At 69.4% G+C, this 18730-nt stretch carries 17 protein-coding genes; 11 read left to right on the forward strand and 6 right to left on the reverse strand.

Features of this window, described 5'->3' with window-relative positions:
• Positions 1-50: 50 nt before the first annotated feature.
• Positions 51-1346 carry an ABC transporter substrate-binding protein gene (locus tag ACIBEI_RS26655; RefSeq protein WP_398892761.1) on the reverse strand — a complete coding sequence of 432 codons (1296 nt, stop codon included), beginning with the start codon at positions 1344-1346 and terminating at the stop codon, positions 51-53.
• Positions 1347-1463: 117 nt separating this feature from the next.
• Between ACIBEI_RS26655 and ACIBEI_RS26660 the strand changes: the two genes are divergently transcribed.
• Positions 1464-1964, forward strand: coding sequence for a hypothetical protein (locus ACIBEI_RS26660; protein ID WP_307522545.1), 501 nt, complete (start codon positions 1464-1466; stop codon positions 1962-1964).
• A 167-nt stretch (positions 1965-2131) separates the two neighbouring features.
• Entirely contained in the window at positions 2132-2998 is an 867-nt protein-coding gene (gene purU / locus ACIBEI_RS26665; protein WP_361904727.1) for a formyltetrahydrofolate deformylase, read from the forward strand.
• Positions 2999-3253: 255 nt separating this feature from the next.
• Here the strand turns inward: purU and ACIBEI_RS26670 are convergent, their stop codons facing one another.
• Both ACIBEI_RS26670 and ACIBEI_RS26675 read right to left on the reverse strand, forming a co-directional pair.
• Entirely contained in the window at positions 3254-4603 is a 1350-nt protein-coding gene (locus tag ACIBEI_RS26670; RefSeq protein WP_398892762.1) for a maleylpyruvate isomerase N-terminal domain-containing protein, read from the reverse strand.
• Positions 4600-5163, reverse strand: a complete 564-nt coding sequence (locus tag ACIBEI_RS26675) for an RNA polymerase sigma factor (RefSeq protein WP_398892763.1) — start codon at positions 5161-5163, stop codon at positions 4600-4602. Before ACIBEI_RS26675 ends, ACIBEI_RS26670 begins: the two co-directional genes overlap by 4 nt.
• A 410-nt stretch (positions 5164-5573) precedes the next feature.
• Between ACIBEI_RS26675 and ACIBEI_RS26680 the strand changes: the two genes are divergently transcribed.
• Both ACIBEI_RS26680 and ACIBEI_RS26685 read left to right on the forward strand, forming a co-directional pair.
• Positions 5574-5948: an STAS domain-containing protein gene (locus ACIBEI_RS26680; RefSeq protein ID WP_398892764.1), complete on the forward strand. Its 375-nt coding sequence runs from the start codon at positions 5574-5576 to the stop codon at positions 5946-5948.
• Between the two features lie 176 nt (positions 5949-6124).
• Positions 6125-6637: an EF-hand domain-containing protein gene (locus ACIBEI_RS26685; protein WP_398892765.1), complete on the forward strand. Its 513-nt coding sequence runs from the start codon at positions 6125-6127 to the stop codon at positions 6635-6637.
• On the opposite strand, the gene ACIBEI_RS26690 is transcribed toward ACIBEI_RS26685, so the two are convergent.
• Positions 6616-8130 carry a class I adenylate-forming enzyme family protein gene (locus tag ACIBEI_RS26690; protein ID WP_398892766.1) on the reverse strand — a complete coding sequence of 505 codons (1515 nt, stop codon included), beginning with the start codon at positions 8128-8130 and terminating at the stop codon, positions 6616-6618. The genes ACIBEI_RS26685 and ACIBEI_RS26690 overlap by 22 nt on opposite strands.
• 153 nt (positions 8131-8283) lie before the next feature.
• On the opposite strand from ACIBEI_RS26690, the gene ACIBEI_RS26695 reads away from it, so the two are divergent.
• The 4 genes from ACIBEI_RS26695 to ACIBEI_RS26710 all read left to right on the forward strand — a co-directional run bounded on the left by ACIBEI_RS26695 (position 8284) and on the right by ACIBEI_RS26710 (position 12528).
• Complete coding sequence (locus ACIBEI_RS26695; RefSeq protein ID WP_398892767.1) at positions 8284-9477, forward strand: amidohydrolase family protein; 1194 nt, start codon at positions 8284-8286, stop codon at positions 9475-9477.
• On the forward strand, positions 9477-10631 hold the full coding sequence (locus ACIBEI_RS26700) for an acyl-CoA dehydrogenase family protein (protein WP_398892768.1): 1155 nt from the start codon (positions 9477-9479) through the stop codon (positions 10629-10631). The genes ACIBEI_RS26695 and ACIBEI_RS26700 overlap by 1 nt, the downstream gene beginning before the upstream one ends.
• 4 nt (positions 10632-10635) lie before the next feature.
• Positions 10636-11538 (forward strand): acyl-CoA dehydrogenase family protein, encoded by a 903-nt coding sequence (locus tag ACIBEI_RS26705; protein WP_398892769.1) that lies wholly within the window; start codon positions 10636-10638, stop codon positions 11536-11538.
• A gap of 495 nt (positions 11539-12033) precedes the next feature.
• Positions 12034-12528 (forward strand): ATP-binding protein, encoded by a 495-nt coding sequence (locus ACIBEI_RS26710; protein ID WP_398892908.1) that lies wholly within the window; start codon positions 12034-12036, stop codon positions 12526-12528.
• Positions 12529-13080: 552 nt separating this feature from the next.
• On the opposite strand, the gene ACIBEI_RS26715 is transcribed toward ACIBEI_RS26710, so the two are convergent.
• Positions 13081-14007 (reverse strand): cyclase family protein, encoded by a 927-nt coding sequence (locus tag ACIBEI_RS26715; protein WP_398892770.1) that lies wholly within the window; start codon positions 14005-14007, stop codon positions 13081-13083.
• Between the two features lie 96 nt (positions 14008-14103).
• On the opposite strand from ACIBEI_RS26715, the gene ACIBEI_RS26720 reads away from it, so the two are divergent.
• The 3 genes from ACIBEI_RS26720 (at position 14104) to ACIBEI_RS26730 (ending at position 17358) form a co-directional block, all read left to right on the forward strand.
• Positions 14104-15012: an SDR family oxidoreductase gene (locus ACIBEI_RS26720; protein ID WP_398892771.1), complete on the forward strand. Its 909-nt coding sequence runs from the start codon at positions 14104-14106 to the stop codon at positions 15010-15012.
• A gap of 102 nt (positions 15013-15114) precedes the next feature.
• A complete protein-coding gene (locus tag ACIBEI_RS26725) occupies positions 15115-16275 on the forward strand; it encodes an acyl-CoA dehydrogenase family protein (RefSeq protein WP_398892909.1) in 1161 nt (386 codons plus the stop codon).
• A gap of 33 nt (positions 16276-16308) precedes the next feature.
• Positions 16309-17358, forward strand: coding sequence for a Zn-dependent alcohol dehydrogenase (locus ACIBEI_RS26730; RefSeq protein ID WP_398892772.1), 1050 nt, complete (start codon positions 16309-16311; stop codon positions 17356-17358).
• A 228-nt stretch (positions 17359-17586) separates the two neighbouring features.
• Here ACIBEI_RS26730 and ACIBEI_RS26735 read toward each other — a convergent pair whose 3' ends face one another.
• Positions 17587-18600, reverse strand: coding sequence for a LacI family DNA-binding transcriptional regulator (locus ACIBEI_RS26735; protein WP_398892773.1), 1014 nt, complete (start codon positions 18598-18600; stop codon positions 17587-17589).
• Positions 18601-18730: the final 130 nt, after the last annotated feature.

Here is an 18730-nt window from a genome sequence, read left to right on the forward strand (position 1 = left end):
GCTGACTGCGGCGTTGGCGGGGGCCGGTGCCCGGTGGGTTCCGGCCGGTTTCAGGACGCTTCCGTGTTCTCCAGCACCTTCGACACGTTCACGAACCCCTTGCGGGCCGAGACCAGTTGGCCCTTGCGCACCACCTGGAACGAGACGTCCGAGTTGACCAGCCGGGGGAAGCCGCTCGCCGCGATCAGATCGTCGAAGCTCCAGCTGAGCGTCGGCGTCAGCCCGCCCGTGTTGATCTTCAGTCCGTCGTCGAGCGTCCGCCGGAGCGTCCGCGAGGACACCTCGCCGTCGCCCAGCGACTCGACGGCCTTCTTCAGCACCGTGTAGGCGACCCAGGTCGTCTGCGCCCCGGGGTCGGACTCGTCGATCCGGTTGTCGCCGAAGGCCTCCTCGCGGATGACCTCGCGCATCGGCTTCCACCGCTTGTCGCGCGACGCGGGGTACCAGCCGGTGACGTACGAGCCCTCGTACGCGCTGCCCGTCGCGTCGATCACCGACTGGTCGACGCTGCCCAGCACGGAGGCCGTCCGCACCGTCGGGTACGCCTCGCGGGCACGCCGGAACGAGTCCATGAAGGTGTCCGTGCGGTCCCCGAGCGCGGGCACCACACATCCCTCCTCCGTCGGATCCGCCGTGACCCGCCGCAGCGCCTGGTCGGCGTGGTTCGAGTACTCCGTGGCGTCCTCGGCGGCCCGCTGGTCGACGGCGGCCGAATGCCCCTCGGCGGTCAGACCGGAGTCGAGCAGGACGGGCAGCTCGTCACCGGCGATCGTGTCGGGGCGTACGAGGGTGATGGGACCGCAGTTCCTGGCGAGCTGCTGGCCGAGGCCGGCCAGGAGGGCGGGCTGGCCGCCGTTGACCGGGTAGGAGAGCGGGCTGGTGAACTCGTCGTCCGTGACGCCGTACCCGCCGAGATACGGGATGCCGGCCGTCTCCAGCGGGGAGAAGAAGGAGCGGGCGTGCTGGCTGTACGAGCCGACGACGGCGATGACGTTCTCGTCGACCGCGCGGCGGGCGCAGTTGGCCGCGGCCACCGTGTCGTTGTGGTCGTTGCAGGTGAGGACCTTGAGCTTGCGGCCGTTGATGCCGCCCTTGGAGTTGATCCAGCGCGCGTACGCCAGCGCCATGGCGGGCATGCCGGGCTTGTTGGTCGCCTTGGTCTTCTCGGGCGCCCACGTCATGACCGTTATGGTGTCGTCCCCGGAACCCCCCGTGGTACCGGGGACGACACCGCATCCGACGGCCAGGGACGCACACGCCGCCAACGCGCCCGCGGACAGCACTCTGGCCTTGGCGGGACGGTGGTGGGCGGGGAGGAAGGTGCGGGTGCGTCGCCTGCCGGTCATGGACACGCACGATTCCGCCACATCGCTACGGGCGGTGTGACCCATGGTCAACGCTTGGTGACCAGAAGGTGAACTCCGGGGTGCGGGGCGGGACGAATCGGCGAGAACGTACGATCGGTGACCGTGCAAGGTTCGGAGAACTCTTCCCGTCGCGGGCGTCGCTCATCCACCATGGGCGGCATGCCACTGAACGACATGCCGTGGTGGCGCTGGCGCAGCAATGTGCGCTCCGCGCTGCACATGCTTTCCGACACCGAGTTCCAGCGAGGGGTCTGGCTCGCGGGGGTCGACGGGTACGGGGATGTGACCGACGCCGTCTATCGCCTCGTCGAGGACACCTGGCTGGACAACTGGTCCGCCGAGAAATACGTGGGGACGATCTTCCGGGACTCCCAGGAGGCGGCGCTCGTCGACAGCGCCGTGCTTCGGGTGCTGCGGATCATGCATCAGGTGGGGCCTGATGCCGCCGTCTCCGTCTATCTCGAGCATCAGGGGTGGCCCGAGGCTGTGCGGGCTGCTCGGGATGCGCACGTTCGGATGGCGGTGAGCGATGGGGAGGATCCCGATGTGCCGCCTCGGACTCTTGAGGTTCTGCGGATCATGACTCGGTCGGCTTGAGGTCTGGCCTGGCTGGGGTCTGGTCTGCCTGGGGTCTGGCCTGGCTGGGGTCTGGCCTGGCTGAGGTCTGGTTGTGCGTGCGGCACCGTGGGGGTTGGCCGCGCAGTTCCCCGCGCCCCTAAGGGCTCGTGTTCGGTGCTGCCTGGATATATGGGACCCTGGCGGGCATGAACGAGCAGTCCGTGACCGAGCAGTACGTCCTTACGCTTTCCTGTCCTGACAAGCAGGGCATCGTGCACGCCGTGTCGAGTTATCTCTTCATGACCGGGTGCAACATCGAGGACAGTCAGCAGTTCGGTGACCATGACACGGGGCTGTTCTTCATGCGGGTCCACTTCTCGGCGGAGTCGCCGGTGACGGTGGAGAAGCTGCGGGCCAGCTTCGCGGCGATCGGTGACTCGTTCCAGATGGAGTGGCAGATCCATCGGGCCGAGGACCGGATGCGGGTCGTGCTGATGGTCAGCAAGTTCGGGCACTGTCTGAATGATTTGTTGTTCCGGGCTCGGATCGGGGCGCTGCCCGTTGAGATCGCGGCTGTGGTTTCCAATCACACGGATTTCGCTGAGCTTGTGGCTTCGTATGATGTGCCTTTTCATCATATTCCGGTCACCAAGGACAATAAGGCTCAGGCCGAGGCGCAGTTGCTGGAGTTGGTGCGGGAGCAGGGTGTCGAGCTGGTTGTGCTTGCTCGGTACATGCAGGTGCTCTCCGATGATCTGTGCAAGCAGTTGAGTGGGCGGATTATCAATATCCATCACTCGTTCCTGCCTAGCTTCAAGGGCGCCAAGCCGTATCACCAGGCGCACGTTCGTGGTGTGAAGCTGATCGGTGCCACCGCGCACTATGTGACGGCCGACCTCGACGAGGGGCCGATCATCGAGCAGGAGGTCGAGCGGGTGGGGCATCAGGTCACGCCGGAGCAGCTTGTCGCTGTGGGGCGTGACGTGGAGTGCCAGGCGCTTGCCCGGGCCGTCAAGTGGCATGCGGAGCGGCGGATTCTGTTGAACGGGCGGCGGACCGTCGTTTTTGACTGAGGTGCGTGCGTCGCGTCTCGCGTTGTTGTGGGGGCGCGGGCCGTGCCGGTACGTCGAGTCCGCCGCGGCGGGGTGTACGGCCGTTTGCTTTCCAGGAAGACCCTTCCTGGAGGAGCCGTATGCGGCGGACTTTCGACGTACCGGCACGGCCCGCTCCCGTGCGTGGGGCGGGTGCGGGCCGGGGGGGTGCGCGGGCCCGGTGGTGCGGGCCGGGGGCCTGGTGGTGCGGCCCGGGGGTGCGGGCTGGGGTGCGCGCTACATGCGGCTCAGGGACGCTGCTGCGAAGAGGACGTCTCTGATTGCCTCTCGGTCTCCCAGTTGGCCCGCTGCTGCTTCGTCCGGGGAGACGTGGCCTGCTGCCAGTTGGCAGAACTCGACGCCGTCCAGGGCTATGTGGGCTACCTCGTGGTCGGGGGAGGGCAGGGCGCCGGGGGAGTCCAGGGGGATGAGCCATTCGCCGCCGCCCAGGCCCTCGATCTCCAGGCGGAGGCTGCGGCCGGGGGTGCCGGCCGGGACCAGGTGGCGGGTCTGGCCGGGGGTGGCGAGGCCTGCCTGGCGGCGGGCGGCCAGGGCTGTGGGGAGCATGCGGGCGCCCAGGTCGATCATGGCGTGCAGGTGGCGGGGCGACGGCGGTTCGTAGGGGTAGTCGACCGCCTCGGCGATGTCTCCCGCGTGGACCCAGGTCTCGAAGGCGCGGTCCAGCATCGAGTCCCGCAGGGGGAGTTCGAAGGCGCCGTACGAGACCGGGAGGCGGCCGGAGCCTCCGCCCGCGAAGGCGACCGTGCGGACCAGGTTGTGGGCCTGCTCGCGCCAGGGGGCTCGTACGGAACGGGTGGGCGGGAAGTGTGAGGCGGTCCAGAAGGCCTCTGTGCGGGAGGAGGGGGTGGGGGCGGACGGTGTTGTTTCCAGGGGGTCGTCCAGGCCTAGGGTGACGGCCACCAGGCCGTCGACCGTCAGGAGATGGGCGATCACGCCCGCGACGGTGGTGCGGCGGCTGGTCTGTTCGTCGCCCTCGAACCAGCGCAGGCGTACGGGAGCGTGCCACTCCGCGTCGCCGATGTCCTGGAGGAGGGCGTCCAGGCGGGCCGTCTCCGCGTCGTACGGTGTTGCCCATTCGGGGACCGGGATGCGGGGCGGGCGGCGGTCCAGGCAGCTCTCCAGGACGCGGGTGCGGAGCGTGGGGTCCAGGTCGAGGCTCTCCGGCGGGTGCAGGAGGCCCACCGCGTCGCGCAGGCGCAGGGCCTCGTCCGCGCACGCGCCGCAGGTGCCCAGGTGGTCCTCGACCGCTGTCGTCTCCTCGGGGGAGCAGGCCGCCAGGGCCCAGGCGCCGAGCAGGGACTTGAGGACCCGGTGTTCGAGGAAGAGGGGAGCGGGGGCTGGTTCGGGGAGGGGCAGGCCGGTGTCCTCGACCGAGGTGCGCGGCATGGGTATGCGCGGGGGTTCGTCGGGCGTGCGGGGTGCGTTGGGGTGAGGGGGTTCTGGGCCTGATGGGCCGCCAGGACCGTTCTCCGGGGGCGGGGTGTCCCTCTGGGGGCCCACTCGGTCGTTGTGGTCCTCCGGGTCCGGCTTCTCCCCGTAGTTGTCGTGTGCCTCGGTGCCCGTCATTCGGCACCCCCGGAGCGGCCCGTGTCGTGGGCCGTGGACAGGAGCTGGAGGCCCAGGCGCAGGCGGCGGCGGGCCTCGTCCTCGGTGACGCCGAGGTCGACGGCGGTCTGGCGGTAGTCGCGGCGCTGGAAGTAGGCGAGCTCCAGGGCCGCGCGCAGCGGGGCGGGCATGGACTGGACGATGTAGTCGGCGCGGGCTGCCACCGAGGCGCGGATGACCTTGCGCTCCAGCTCCTCGGTGCTGCCCGGGCCGTCGTGGGCGAGCGCGGCCGTCTCCGTCGCGCGCAGGCGCTGCACGGCGAGGCGGTGGGTCAGCGTGGCGACCCAGGAGCGCAGGGGGCCCTGCTTGGGGTCGTACGCATCGGGGTTCTCCCAGACATGGGCGAAGACCTCGCGGGTGACGCCGTCGGCGGCCCGGTCGTCTCCGAGCACGCGATGGGCGAGGCCGTGCACGAGCGAAGAGAATCGGTCGTAGAGCTCACCGAGCGCGGCCGCCTCCCCGCGTGCGAGCCGCTGTTGCATCTTGCGGTCCCAGCGGGGCGGCGTGTCCTGATTGGTCATGCGGCCCCTCACCCCCGGTCGTGCGGTGCGCCTGTCCCTGTGTCCACCGGATTCTCCTCTCCGGCTTCCTCCCGAATGTAGTCGGCACCCCTGACAACGCACGCCCCTTTGTGGCAATGCGCGCCCCTCGCGGAGCTGCGGATGGTAGTGCCCCGATCACGCTGTGCGTGTGGCTCCTCACGGTGTGCGTGTGTCTGCCGTGGCTCGGCCCGACCAGGATCGACCGTACTAGACCGTTCTCGACCGAAACAGCCCAACTGGGGCACGCTTCGATTTCGCATCCGGTGTTTCATGGAGTGAGGGTGGGGCAGCCGCGCACCAGGGAAGTGGCATGCCTACTTCCGGTTCCGTTTCCGGGTCCGACGTCGTCGGGCCGTCAGGGTCCGCAACGTCGAGCGAGGGGCAGGCGCGTGACGCTCAGGGTGACCGACGGCGAGCAGCGCGGCTGGGCCGTGCTCCGGGTGTCGGGCGAGATGGATCTGGTGACGTCACCGGTGCTGAGGCAGCGCGTGCACGACGCCGTGGCCGACGGGCGGCACAGTGTCGTCCTCGATCTCTCCGGAGTTCTTTTCTGCGACTCCAGTGGTGTGGGGGTGCTGATAGCGAGCCGACGGCTGCTCCGCTCCTGTCAGGGACGCCTCCGCTTGATCCTTCCCGCGCAGGGCGCTGTGGACGGTTCCCACGTCAACCGGGTGCTGGGCGCCCTCGGTGTGCGTCGGCTCTTCGACGTGTATCCCGATGTCGGCGCGGCGATCGACGACGAGCCGGATTCCCTTTCGGCGTGATTCGCGTCACGTGCCGGTCGCGGGGAGGGGAAGATCGTCCCGTGACTGCGCGACACGGTTGTCGCGGAATTTCCCCGGTCTTGGCACAAGCGTCGTTTTCCCGCTCCCCGAGGGCCCCGGTCGTCGTACGCTCCCTGCCAGACGTACCCACGTGATGTAAGGCGGCCCGAAAAGACATGGTCAGCACCGAGTACGAGCGAAAGATCGCCGCCCGGTTCGCCACCTTCGATCAGGACGGCAACGGCTATATCGACCGCGAGGACTTCAACGCGGCGACGAAGGCACTGCTCGCCGAGTTCGGCACGACGGCCCGGTCCGACAAGGGCCAGGCCCTCTACATCGGCGCGGAGGCCTTCTGGCAGGGCATGGCCGGAATAGCGGACCGGGACGGCGATCAGCGGATCACCCGCGAGGAGTTCGTCGGCGGTGCAGTGAAGCGGCTGCGGGACAACCCCGACCGGTTCGCCGAGATCGCCCGCCCCTTCCTGGACGCGGCGCTCGCCATCGCCGACGGCGACGGGGACGCGGCGGCGACCGTCGACGAGATCGCGCGCGCCCTCAAGGCCCTCGGCGCGCCTGAGACCGTCGCCACCGCCGCGGCCGGCGCGCTCGACACGGACGCCGACGGCCGGGTCACCGAGCCGGAGATCGTGAGCGCCTTCGCCCGCTACTTCACGGTGCCCGAATAGCGTTCCCTGAGCTTGTACTTGAGCACCTTCCGCAGAGTGTCGTTGCGCGGAAGGGCGTCCACCAGCTCCAGTTGCTCCGGCAGCTTGTGCACGGACAGTCCTTCCGCGCGTAGATAGGCCGTCACGGCTGAGAGCGTCAACTGCGGGGTCGCGTCTGGTGGTTGTTCGATTACCGCGCATACGCGCTCGCCTCGTTCCGCGTCCGGCAGGCCTATCACCGCCACGTCTCCTACCGCCGGGTGGCGGTGCAGCAGGTCCTCTATCTCCTTCGCCGAGATGTTCTCTCCCTTGCGGATGATGACGTCCTTCAAACGGCCCGTGAGGACGAGATGGCCGGTGGGTGTGAGGTGCCCTAGGTCGCCCGTGATCAGGAAGCCGTCCTTGTCGAAGGCCTCCGTGGTCTGCTCGGGGTTCAGATAGCCCGTGCAGACTGCCTCTCCGCGCAGGCGCACCTCTCCGTCCACGATCCGGATCTCCATGCCCTCCGGGGGACGTCCCTCGGTCGTCGCGAGGTTCTCCTCCGAGTCGTCGGGTGAGCCCATGGTGATCATCGGGACCTCGGTCATGCCGTATCCGTGGGTCAGTCGGACGCCCATCTCCCGTACGACGGCGTGGTGCACCTCGGGCGGCTTCGGGGCGCCGCCGCCCGCGAGGAGGCGGAGGGTGGGGATGAGTTTGGTGTCCGGGCTCTTGCGCTGTTCGGTCAGGAACATCGAGTAGAACGCCGTCGAGCCGCCCGCCACCGTCACGCCGTGCTTGCGGTAGCCCTCCAGGGCGTCCGGCAGCGCGAACTTCTCGAAGAGGACCGCCGGGAAGCCGTACAGCAGCAGCATGACCAGGTAGTCGGGGCCGCCTATGTGCGCGAAGGGGAACGCGATCGAGCCGATGTCGTCGGCCGACAGGTGCAGCGCGTGGGCGAGGCAGGAACCGCCCGCGATCAGCGAACGGTCCGTGTGCAGTACGCCCTTGGGGTCGGACGTGGTTCCCGAGGTCCAGTAGATCCAGCGCACGTCCGTGCCCGTGGTGGGGGGCGGGGGCAGGACGGAAGGGTTCCCCTCGGGCAGGGAGTCGTACGCCTCGAAGATGCCCCGTGCGCCGATGCGTTCCGCCATCGCCGTGTGGTCGAAGCCGCGCCACTCGCCCGGTACGGCGAAATGGGCGGCCCCCGACTCCCGTACGGCGAAGGCGACTTCGCGGTCCCGGTAGAAGGGGATCACCGGGGACTGGACCGCGCCCAGCCTGGCCAGGGCCATCGCGAGCACGACCGTCTCGATACGGGTCGGCAGCTGCCAGGCGACCACCGTGCCGGGGCGTACGCCCAGGTCGTGGAGGCCGGCCGCGGTCCGCTCCGCGCCTGCGCGCAGCTCCTCGAAGGTGAGGGTGCGGTCGTCCTGGAGGAGGACGGGGCGGTCGGGGGTGAGCGCGGCGCGACGCTCGACGAGTTCCCAGAAGGTGCGGGAGGCGCCCAGTGCGTGTGCGGTGTCCGTCGTCATGGCCCGTACTCCTCACAGCTGACGGGTAGTCAGATTGGCTGGAGAGCGTAGGGCTCGGTGCCTTGTCGGTCCAGGGGTGCGGGGCTAGCCTTCTAGGGGACCTGTAGCTGACGGTCCGTCAGATACTCGCAGTTGGCCCGGCGGAGGGGACCCATGACCGAACTGCCCCGCATCATCAGCGTCGACGACCATGTGATCGAGCCCGCGCATCTCTTCGAGACCTGGCTGCCGAAGAAGTACCAGGACCGCGGCCCCAAGCCGCTGACGGCCGGGATCGGCGAACTCGCCTATGTGGCGGGCAAGTACCAGATCACGATGGACCCGGACGGGCCGCCGACCGACTGGTGGATCTACGAGGACCTGAAGTTCCCGTACAAGCGCAACATCGCAGCCGTCGGCTTCGACCGGGATGAAATGACGCTCGAAGGCATCACGCGCGCGGAGATGCGGCCGGGGTGCTGGGATCCCGTCGAGCGGCTCAAGGACATGGACGCGAACCACGTCGAGGGTTCGCTGTGCTTCCCGACCTTCCCGCGGTTCTGCGGGCAGACCTTCGCCGAGGCGCACGACAAGGAGGTCGCGCTGGCCTGCGTGCGCGCGTACAACGACTTCATGGTCGAGGAGTGGTGCGGGGGGAGTGGGGGGCGGCTGATTCCGTTGTGCATCATTCCGCTCTGGGACATCGAACTCGCCGTCGCGGAGATCCGGCGGAACGCGGCGCGCGGCGTGCGGGCCGTGACCTTCTCCGAGATCCCCACCCACTTGGGGCTGCCGTCCATCCACTCCGGCTACTGGGACCCGTTCTTCGCGGTCTGCCAGGAGACCGGCACGGTCGTCAACATGCATATCGGCAGCAGTAGTCAGATGCCCGCCGCGTCGCCGGACGCACCGCCTGCCGTTCAGGCGTCTCTGAGCTTCAACAACGCCATGGCCTCGATGATGGACTTCCTGTTCAGCGGGGTGCTCGTGAAGTTCCCGCAGCTCAAACTCGCCTACTCCGAAGGGCAGATGGGCTGGATCCCGTACGCCCTGGAGCGCGCCGACGACGTGTGGGAGGAGCACCGGGCCTGGGGCGGGGTCAGGGACCTCATCCCCGAGCCGCCCTCCACCTACTACTACCGGCAGATCTTCTGCTGCTTCTTCCGCGACAAGCACGGCGTCGCGTCGCTGGACGTGGTCGGCCGGGACAACGCGACCTTCGAGACCGACTACCCGCACGTCGACTCGACCTTCCCGCACACCAAGGAGGTCGCCCTCGACCATGTGAAGGGCCTCGACGACGAGACGATCTACAAGCTGATGCGCGGCAACGCCATCCGCATGCTGGGCCTGGACCTCGACAAGTGATGGACCTCTCCTACACGCCCGAGGAGGAGGAGTTCCGGGCGCGCCTGCGAGAGTGGCTCGCGAAGGTCCTTCCCGGGCTGCCCCCGAAACCCTCGCCCGACGACTGGCCCGGCAGGCGCGCGTACGACCTCGGCTGGCAGCGCATGCTGTACGACGCCGGGTACGCGGGGCTCCACTGGCCCGCCGACGCGGGGGGCCGCGGGGCCACGCCCACGCAGCACCTGATCTTCCTGGAGGAGACGGAGAACGCGGGCGCCCCCTACGTAGGGGCCAATTTCGTCGGGCTGCTGCACGCCGGGCCCACCATCGCGGCCGAGGGGAGCGCCGAGCAGCGGGCTCGCTGGCTGCCGCCTGTGCTGCGCGGCGAGGAGGTGTGGTGCCAGGGGTTCAGCGAGCCGGACGCCGGCTCGGACCTCGCGGCGCTGCGCACGCGCGCGTGGCGGGACGGCGACGACTACGTGGTGAGCGGCTCCAAGATCTGGACCTCCCACGCGGAAGTCGCCGACTGGTGCGAGCTGTTGGTGCGGACGGATGCGAAGGCGCCCAGGCACCGGGGGATTTCGTGGCTCGCGATGCCGATGGACGCCCCGGGGATCACGGTCCGTCCACTGCGTACGCTCGCGGGCTCGACCGAGTTCGCGGAGGTGTTCCTCGATGAGGTGCGGGTGCCCGTCGCCAACCGGGTCGGTGAGGAGAACGACGGCTGGCGCGTGACCATGGTGACGCTGTCGTTCGAGCGCGGGACGGCCTTCGTGGGCGAGGTGGTGGCCTGCCGGCGCGTCCTCGGCGAACTCGCGTGCGAGGCGCGGAAGAACGGCCGCTGGGATGACGCCTTGTTGCGTCGCCGGCTCGGTCGTCTCAATGCCGAGTTCCGTGCGCTCTGGCGGCTCACGCAGTGGAACGTCAGTGAGTCGGAGCGGTCGGGCGGAGTGCCGGGTGTTGGGGGTTCGGTTTTCAAACTGAGGTACTCGCGCGCGCGGCAGGACCTGTACGACGCGGCTGCCGATGTCCTCGGGCCCGAGGCACTCGACCTGGACAGCCGGTGGACGTTGGACCGGCTGTCGTCCCTCTCGTACACCATCGCGGCCGGTACCTCGCAGATCCAGCGGAACATCGTGGCCGAACGGATTCTGGGCCTCCCGAAGGGGCGATGACCGTATGGATTTCCAACTCACTGATGATCAACGGGCGTTGCGGGCGGGGGTGCGCGAACTGCTGGACCGGCGCTTCGGACGGGAGCGGTTGCGGGCGGCCGTGGACGCCTCGGATGCCCCGGACGCCCCGAACCTCGACCGCGCGCTCTGGAGGGAGTTGGGCGAGGCGGGCTTCTTCGCGCTGCGGCTGCCCGAGTCGGAGGGCGGGGTCGGGCTGGGACTTCCGGAGGCGGTGCTGGCCTTCGAGGAGGCCGGCCGGGCGCTGCTCACCGGACCGCTCGTGGCCACGCACCTCGCGGCCGGCGAGGTGCCCGGAGCGGCCACCGGCGAGACCGTCGTGGCGGCCGTCGACGGCACGCTCGTCGAGTGGCTGGACGCCGCCGACGTCGTACGCGGCGATGTGACGGGAGCCGTCCCGATGCGCTCGGCGGACCCGCTCACCCCGCTGCACCGGGTGCCCCGGGCCGCGCCGCCCGACCCGGTGGCCGCGCTGCTGACCGCCGCCGAGCAGTTGGGCTCCGCCTCCCGCACCTGCGAACTGGCCGTGCAACACGCCCGGACCCGTGAGCAGTTCGGGCAGCCGATCGGGGCCTTCCAGGCGGTGAAACACCTGTGCTCCGAGATGCTGGTGCGGGTGGAGGTGGCGCGTGGTGCGGTCTACGCGGCCGCCGTCACGGCCGATCCGCTCGACATCGCGACGGCCGGACTGCTGGCCGACGAGGCCGCCGGGCTCGGCGCCCGCGACTGCCTTCAGGTGCACGGCGGCATGGGATTCACATGGGAGTCCGACGTGCACCTTCACCTCAAACGTGCCTGGTTGCGGGCCCGTCGCGGGCAGAGCGCGGCCGAGGCCGAGGAAGTACTCGCGGCGGATTTGGCGGCCGCCGCGCCGGGGCCCCGGACGTGAACTGTGCACGACCATTGCCGTCGATCGTGGCATGACGGAACGGGCCTGAACGGACGGATGTCACTGAACGTGGCATACCGGAATTACCGAGCGTTGATATCGGGTTGTGTCCTATGCGTGACTCGTCACGGCCTGGAGTCGGAGCCGTGCTCCGGTACCTTGTGTGGGATGCGAGTGGTTGTGAGGCCGGGTCATCACGGTGTTGCCCCTGAGGCAACTCCGGATCCGGCGATGCGCACCGCTCGCGAGGCGGGAAGCAGGACCGTTCCTGCCTGTTCGACTCCCCGTGACGAGCGTCGCACAGTATGCCGCACGCGTACTCCTTCGCGCTGGAATATGCCCGAAGCGCTTGTTGGGGTGACTGTACGTCAACCATGCTGTCTCCTAAGGGAATCACGTTCCGTGAACCCTTTTCTGACCACGATCGTGGCCCTTGCGAGGCGCGAGGCGATGTGTCCGCCGGTTCGGATGGTGTGAGCGGTGCAGGTGCTTCAAGTGCAGCTGGAGATCCGGCCCGACCCCGCAGAGGTGGGGCGGGCCCGGAGGTGGGCCCGTTCGCGGCTCGCGGGGTCCGGGATAGAGGCCGATGAGCCGCTTGCCGAGACCCTGATCCTGCTCGTCTCCGAGCTGGTCACCAACGCGGTGGTGCACACCGGCCGTCCGGCCGTGCTGCGGCTGTCGCTGCCGAGTTCCGTGACCGGGCCCACCGCCGGGGAGCGGGCCGTGGCGGAGGCGGTGGCCACCGTCCGCCTGGAGGTGCTCGACGCCAGCGCCCGCCCGCCCCGCCCCCGATGCGCGGACGGCGACGAGACCAACGGCCGCGGCCTGGCCCTCGTCGACGGCCTCGCCGACCGCTGGGGCTGGAGCAGCGAGGGCGCCGGCAAGCGCATCTGGTGTGAGGTGGACCGCTGTTCGGCGGCCGCGGCGTCCACGGTGACGTGCGACTCGGCTCCGGCCGCGTACGGGGACCTGGCGTTCGAGGTGGTCTGAGCGGGCCGCTGTCCCTTCGGGGGTGAGTGCGGGTCGTGCTTCTTTCGCGGTCGAGCGGCCGTGCCCCTTCAGGGGCGCGGGGAACTGCGCGACCGGCCCCCAGTGACCCGGCACATGGCATCCGGACCTCCCGGCGGAGCACGGAAGCACGGGGCCCGAGCCCCAATCGTCCCGTGCTGCCCGATGCGCCGTACCGTGCTTCCGCCCGTGGCGGCACAAAGAGGGGCGTAAGCCGTGAATCCCCGAACAGGTGTTGACGAGCCGTGTCCGTTTGATCACGCTTGTGGTCAGCGATTCGCCGTGAGGGGACGGCGAGGGTTCCGGTGACGGGGGCCCTTGGCGAGCGTGGGTCGCTTTCGGCGTCGGCTCCTCCAGGGTCGGGAGCGGGGCGGGTACGCCGGAGCCGGATGGCGGCGCGCGGTGTCGTGCTCGGGGTGAGGTTGGGTCCCTCTCGCCCGGGCGTGGCCGAGTGTGGGGGAGGCGCGCCGCCAGCCGACCCTCTGCCGGCAGGGACGACAGGGCCGACGGGGTAGGCAGAGGCCGCAGGGTGTTTCAGAGGATCGCGACGGGGGCCACGGGGGTTCCGGTGGCGCCGACGAACGGTTCGGGCATCGCCGACAGCAGGAACGTATGGCGGCCAAGTTCTCCACAGGCTGTGGACAACTCTTCGAGATTCCAGTTCTGGCCCTGGAGCATGCCCATTTCGACCAGATCGAGGGCGTGTACAGGAAGCCACAAGTCCTCTATTTCCGGAGGAAATATCTCAAAGGTGAGAGTGTCGTTCGCGACGGCGGCCACATCGCGTGCGTGGAACCACTCCGGGGTGCGGACGGACAGTCCGGGCGACGGGAACGCGTACGTGTGCTTGTCGCCTGCCAGATAGAGCTGCATCTGGCCGGTGCGTACGAGGACGATGTCGCCCGCGCGGACCTTCGTCCCGGCCAGCCCCTCCGCCGCTTCCAGGTCTTCCGGGGTCACCGCGTGGCCGCCGGCGAGGCGGTCCCTGCCGAGTGCGCGGGCCACGTCCAGGAGGATGCCGCGCGAGACGATGTGGCGGGGTTTGTCGATGCCGCTGAACTCGGCGCCGCCGTGGGCCGTGACGGTGGTCGCGGGACGGCCGTTGTAGATCTTCCCCGAGTGCGAGACATGAGTGAGTGCGTCCCAGTGGGTGGCCGCCTGGAGGCCCATGGTCACGGCGTCGTCGCTGCACGCGACCGTGCCGGGCCCGAACAGCTCCTGGTTGATCTGCACCATCGCGTGCAGTGGGTTGACCCGGCCCGGGATCATGCCGGTCTGTACGCCGTCCTCCTTCAGGGGGAGGGCGAGTGGGACGCGGCGGCCGGTGCGGACTGTCGCTGCCGCCTCCCGCACCACCTCGTCGGTGATCAGGTTGAGCGTGCCGATCTCGTCGTCGGACCCCCAACGCCCCCAGTTGTTCACGCGCTTGGCGATCTCGTGGAACTCGGCCGGCATCGACATGAGTGCTCCCCGGGGCTTGTCTCCAGGTATCTGACGGGTCGTAGAATCTGAGTCGAATCTAACGGACCGTCAGAAACTGCGGGAAGGGGCCGGGGCGTGGGGAACTTCTTGGCAGGCAAGGTCGTCGCCGTGACCGGGGCGGGCCGTGGCATCGGGCGCGCGGTGGCGCTGGCCGCCGCGGCCGAGGGCGCACGGGTCGTCGTCAACGACTACGGGGTGTCCATCGAGGGCGCCGAGCCGACCAGCGAGATAGCCGAGGCCGTGGTCAAGGAGATCGAGGCGGCCGGCGGGGACGCGGTCGCTGTCGCCGACGACATCTCGACGATGGCGGGCGGCCGGCGGGTCGTCGACACGGCCCTGGAGACGTACGGGCGGATCGACGGAGTCGTGTGCGTGGCCGGGATCCTCCGCGAACGGATGCTCTTCAACATGTCCGAGGAGGAGTGGGACCCGGTCCTCGCCACCCATCTCAAGGGCACGTTCACCGTCTTCCGTGCCGCCTCCGCCATCATGCGGCGGCAGGGTTCCGGGACGCTCATCGGGTTCACCAGCGGCAACCACCAGGGGTCCGTCTCCCAGGCCAACTACAGCGCCGCGAAGGGCGGGATCATCTCGCTCGTGCGGAGCGCGGCGCTCGGGCTCCACAAGTACGGGGTCACCGCGAACGCGGTCGCGCCCGTCGCACGTACGCGTATGTCCGCGAACGTGCCGATGGAGTTGAAGGAGATCGGCGAGCCCGAGGACGTGGCCGCGCTCGTGGTGTACCTGCTGTCCGAGCGGGCGCGGGAGGAGCGGATCACCGGGCAGGTCTACACGATCGCCGGGCCGAAGATCGCGGTGTGGGCGCAGCCGAGGGAACTCCGTTCGGGGTACGCGGAGGGGGCGTGGACGCCTGAGCGGATCGCGGACTTCTTGCCGGGGACGGTGGGGGTGGATCCGATGCCGTTGCTCGAGCGGGTGGAGGAGATGGCGCGAGCTGCGCGGCGCGCGGCTGGGAAGGAGTGAGTTCGCCGTAGGGGGTGGGCTGGTCGGCGGGTGCGGGTTGGCTGTGGCTGAGCGCGCAGTTCCCCGCGCCCCTGAAGGGGCGCTGTGGTGGGCGGAGGAGACGTGGAGTTCGGGGTCACCGCGGAGGATGAGGCGTTTCGGGTTGAGGTGCGGGGGTGGCTGAGGGAGCGCGTTGCGGGTGCCTTGGACCGGAGGGACTGGGAGCGGACGCTCGGTGCGGCCGGGTGGATCGGGCTCGGGTGGGGTGAGGGTGGGTACGGGAACCGGCGGGTCAGGCTCAGTCAACAGGTGGCCTGGGCCGAGGAGTACGCGCGTTCCCGGGCCCCCGCTCGGACCGGGCACATCGGGGAGAACCTCCTCGCGCCCACCCTCATCGCCCATGGCAGCGAGGAGCAGAAGGCGCGCTTTCTGCCGCCGATCGCCTCCGGTGACGAACTCTGGTGTCAGGGGTACAGCGAGCCCGGTGCGGGCTCCGACCTCGCGGGCGTTCGTACGGTGGCGGTACGGGACAGTGACGCGGGCGTGTACCGGATCAGCGGGCAGAAGATCTGGACCTCGCTCGCCCATGAGGCGGACTGGTGCTTTGTGCTGGCGCGTACGGAGGCGGGGTCGCGGCGACATCGCGGGCTGAGTTTTCTGCTCGTACCGATGGATCAGCCGGGGCGGATCGAGGTGCGGCCGATCCGGCAGATGACGGGGACGAGCGAGTTCAACGAGGTCTTCTTCGACGGGGCGCACGCGCGCGTGGAGCACGTCGTCGGGGGCGAGGGCAACGGGTGGCAGGTCGCGATGAGCCTGCTCGGCTTCGAGCGGGGTGTCTCCACGCTCGCCCAGCAGATCGGCTTCGCGCAGGAGTTGGGGCGGGTGGTGGAGGTGGCCGTCGCGACGGGCGCGGTCCACGATCCCGTCGTACGGGACTGTCTCGTACGCCAGTGGGCCGAGTTGCGAGTCATGCGGTGGAACGCGCTGCGGACGCTGGGGAGTTCGGCGGACCAGGCCCAGATCCAGGGCGCTCCCAGTGTGGCCAAGCTGCTGTGGGGGCGGTGGCATCAGCGGCTCGGGGAGCTGGCGGTGCGAGTGCGGGGTGCGGGCGCGGCGGTGGGGCCTGTGGACTGGTCGGCCTCGGCACCCTACGAACTGGACGCGCTGCAGCACCTGTTCCTGTTCAGCCGGGCCGACACGATCTACGGCGGTTCGGACGAGGTCCAGCGCACGATCATCGCCGAGCGCGTGCTCGGCCTTCCCAGGGAACCGAAGGGTTGAGGTGGGCGCGATGCGGGGCGTGAGGGGTGTGACATGCGGGGTGTGATCTTCGACGGCAAGCAGACCCAGGTGGTCGACGACCTGGAGATACGGGATCCGGGGCCGGGTGAGGTGCTCGTCGCGATCTCCGCGGCGGGGCTGTGCCACAGCGACCTCTCTGTGGTGGACGGGACCATACCTTTCCCCGTACCTGTGGTCCTCGGCCATGAGGGTGCCGGTGTCGTGGAGGCGGTGGGTGTGGGCGTCACCCATGTCCAGCCCGGGGACCATGTCTCCCTGTCCACACTCGCGAACTGTGGGACCTGCGCGGAGTGCGACCGGGGGCGTCCCACTATGTGCCGCAAGGCCATCGGGATGCCTCAGCGGCCGTTCACGCGGGCGGGGAAGTCGTTGTACCAGTTCGCGTCCAACTCCGCCTTCGCGGAACGGACGTTGGTGAAGGCCGTGCAGGCCGTGCGGATTCCCGAGGACATTCCGCTGACCTCCGCCGCGCTCATCGGGTGCGGGGTGCTGACCGGGGTCGGGGCCGTGCTGAACCGGGCGCGGGTGGATCGCGGGGACAGCGTGGTCGTCATCGGTACCGGGGGGATCGGGCTCAACGTGATTCAGGGGGCGCGGCTCGCCGGGGCGCTGACCGTGGTGGCCGTGGATTCGAATCCGGCGAAGGAGGGGGTGGCTCGGCGGTTCGGGGCGACCCACTTTCTGTCTTCGACGGAGGGCGTGCGGGAGGTTCTTCCTACCGGGGCCGATCATGCCTTCGAGTGCGTGGGGCGGGTGGAGCTGGTCCGGCAGGCCGTTGATCTGCTTGATCGGCATGGGCAGGCTGTGTTGCTCGGGGTTCCGGCTGCCACGGCCGAGGCGTCCTTTCTTGTCTCGTCGATGTATCTGGACAAGTCGATTCTTGGGTGTCGGTATGGGTCTTCTCGACCGCAGCGGGACATCGCGTTGTACGCGGAGCTGTACCGCGAAGGGCGGTTGTTGCTGGACGAGTTGGTGACGGAGACGTATTCCGTGGAGGACTTCGAGAAGGCCGCCGCCGATGCGTCGGCCGGGCGGGTCGCCCGGGCAGTCCTGACCTTCTGAGCCACGCCGCTGGGGGATCCGGAGAGATTTCGCCCCGCTTCACCGACGACGTCGGGAAAACCCCTGGACCACGGGCGCGGTCCAGGGGAACGTGCCGCACCACTATGCATCCCGTGCGCCGACGGAACGGGGCGATGCAGCACCGGTGCGCTGTACGGTGCGCACCGCGTCGGGTGAAGCGCGCCGTTGGGGCCGGCCCGTTGGGGCCGGCGGGGGCCTTCGGGTTCGTCAGGCCGGCACGGGCGCCTGTCCGGTGCTGGCGCGCCTTATCAGCTCGGTTGGCAACACCTGGCTGTCCACCTTCTGCCCTTCCACCATGCGCAGCACCTCGGCCGCGGCCGCTGATCCCAGCGCGCGCATGGGAGAACGCACGGTGGTCAACGGCACATGAAGTTCGGCCGCCTCGGGGACGTCGTTGAATCCGATGACGCTGACATCGTCGCCGACTGTCCGACCACGTTCCCGCAGGAGCCCCATCAGCCCGATCGCGGCGGCGTCGTTGACGGCGAAGAACGCCGTCGGTGGGTGGGGGAGTGCCAGCAACCGAGCGCCCGCCTCGCGCCCGCCGGACGGGTAGATGGTCGAGTGAACGACCAACTCGTCGTCCACGTCGACCCCCCGTGCTCGGGCCGCGTCGCGAAACCCGCGAACCCGGTTGCGCAGGCTGCGCGCGTAGGGCATCCCGGCGATGATCCCGAGCCGGCGGTGCCCCAGATCGATCAGGTGGTCGGCCGCGAGTCTTCCGCCGAGTTCGTCGTCGCAAGTGATCGACGGAAACCCGGGGTAGGAACGGTTCACCAGGAGTATCGGGACGCCGTGGCTGGCGACGTCGACGATGTACGGGTCGTCTTCCCGGTTGTCGGCCACGACCAGTCCGTCCACCCGGTGGGCGAGCAGCATCCTCGCTCGCGAGCGTTGCCGCGAGGGATCGTCCCAGGTGCTGGCCACCACCGCTTGCCAGCCTTGCTGGGCCAGTGCGTGGTCGATGCCCTCGAAGATCGTGGACAGTACCTGGTCGGTGAGCCGGGGAACCAGAATCCCGATCAACTGCATGCGCTGGTTGCGCAGGCCGGCCGCGATCAGGTCGGGCATCCATCCCAGTTCCGCGGCGAGTTCCCTGATGCGGAGCGCCTGAGCCCCTCCCCCGGTCGAGCGCAGGGCCCGCGACACCGTCGACCGATGCACGCCAGCTGCCTGGGCAATGTCATCGAGCGTGACTCTGCGCGTACCCGAGTTGTTCACGACAACGATTTTAGTGGACCTCGCCCGGCCCATTGACCTGACTTGTAGCCGGGGCCTAACTTGCCTGCAATCGATTGCGTGTCTACTTGCAATCGATTGCAGGCTGGCTGTGACCGCGTGGAGGTGTGCA

This window comes from Streptomyces sp. NPDC050988 (assembly GCF_044456225.1).
Lineage (GTDB): Bacteria > Actinomycetota > Actinomycetes > Streptomycetales > Streptomycetaceae > Streptomyces.

Bases quoted from the DNA above. Each gene is read 5' to 3' on its own strand.
- ACIBEI_RS26715 (WP_398892770.1), bottom strand. From the start codon at position 14,007: ATGTCGATGCCGGCCGAGTTCCACGAGATCGCCAAGCGCGTGAACAAC.
- ACIBEI_RS26695 (WP_398892767.1), top strand. From the start codon at position 8,284: ATGACCGAACTGCCCCGCATCATCAGCGTCGACGACCATGTGATCGAG.
- ACIBEI_RS26675 (WP_398892763.1), bottom strand. From the start codon at position 5,163: ATGACCAATCAGGACACGCCGCCCCGCTGGGACCGCAAGATGCAACAG.
- purU (WP_361904727.1), top strand. From the start codon at position 2,132: ATGAACGAGCAGTCCGTGACCGAGCAGTACGTCCTTACGCTTTCCTGT.
- ACIBEI_RS26700 (WP_398892768.1), top strand. From the start codon at position 9,477: ATGGACCTCTCCTACACGCCCGAGGAGGAGGAGTTCCGGGCGCGCCTG.
- ACIBEI_RS26730 (WP_398892772.1), top strand. From the start codon at position 16,309: ATGCGGGGTGTGATCTTCGACGGCAAGCAGACCCAGGTGGTCGACGAC.
- ACIBEI_RS26690 (WP_398892766.1), bottom strand. From the start codon at position 8,130: ATGACGACGGACACCGCACACGCACTGGGCGCCTCCCGCACCTTCTGG.
- ACIBEI_RS26655 (WP_398892761.1), bottom strand. From the start codon at position 1,346: ATGACCGGCAGGCGACGCACCCGCACCTTCCTCCCCGCCCACCACCGT.
- ACIBEI_RS26685 (WP_398892765.1), top strand. From the start codon at position 6,125: ATGGTCAGCACCGAGTACGAGCGAAAGATCGCCGCCCGGTTCGCCACC.
- ACIBEI_RS26670 (WP_398892762.1), bottom strand. From the start codon at position 4,603: ATGACGGGCACCGAGGCACACGACAACTACGGGGAGAAGCCGGACCCG.
- ACIBEI_RS26705 (WP_398892769.1), top strand. From the start codon at position 10,636: ATGGATTTCCAACTCACTGATGATCAACGGGCGTTGCGGGCGGGGGTG.